The following is a 929-nucleotide window of genomic DNA, read 5'->3' as shown; positions in this document are numbered from 1 at the left end:
CAGAGAGCTGGGCTTCGCGTTTGGCAAGGCGAGAGACCTCGCCGGCGATCGCGACTGTTGCCTCGCGGCAGTCCGGCGCTTCCGACCACTTGCTGAAACCGTTCGCCAGGTTTGCCACGTCCTGCGCATTAAAGTCAGAGAGCTGGGCTTCACGTTTGGCAAGGCGAGAGACCTCGCCGGCGATCGTGACTGTGGCCTCGCGGCAGTCCGGTGCTTCCGGCCACTTGCTGAAACCGTTCACCAGATTCGCCACGTCCTGCGCATTAAAGTCAGAGAGCTGGGCTTCGCGTTTGGCAAGGCGAGAGACCTCGCTGGCGATCGCGACTATGGCCTCGCGGCAGTGCGGCGCTTCCGGCCACTTGCTGAAACCGTTCACCAGATTCGCCAGCCCCTGCTGGGTAAAGTCAAAGAGCCGGACGTCGCGTTTGGCAAAGCGAGAGACCTGGCTGGCGATCGCGACTGTGGCCTCGCGGCAGCCAGGCGCTTGCGGCCACTTGCTGAAACCGTTCACCAGGTTCGCCAGGTCCTGCGGAGTAAAATCAGAGATCAAGGCGCCGCTTCCGGAGCGACGAAGGACCGCCTCGGCGATAGCGACTGTGGCCTTGCGACAGTCCGGTGCTTCCGGCCACTTGCTGAAACCGTTCACTAGGTTTGACAGGTCCTGCGGAACAAAGGTGGAGAGCCGGGGGGGGGCGCCGGAACGGCCGACAATTACATTGGCGATCGCGGCCGCGGCTTGACAGCAGCCCTCGTCGTTCGGCCGCTTGCTGAATCCGTTCACGAGATTCGATAGCTCCTGCGCAGTAAAGCGGGTGAGCTGAACCCCGCGGCGAAGGACCTCATCGGCGATCGCGGCTGTGGCCTTGCGACAGTCCGGTGCTTCCGGCCACTTGCTGAAACCATTGGCCAGCAACGAGAGATTTTGGCTG

General features: G+C 62.9%; 1 pseudogene. It reads right to left on the bottom strand.

From position 1 onward, the window contains the following. Positions 1-929, bottom strand: a pseudogene (locus tag ACFFNA_RS39530) (hypothetical protein); the annotation flags it as partial.

The organism is Mesorhizobium kowhaii, assembly GCF_042431665.1.
Taxonomy (GTDB): Bacteria; Pseudomonadota; Alphaproteobacteria; order Rhizobiales; family Rhizobiaceae; genus Mesorhizobium; species Mesorhizobium kowhaii.
The sequence above is the reverse complement of the archived record's forward strand: the minus strand, read 5'-3'. Positions and strand labels throughout refer to the sequence as shown.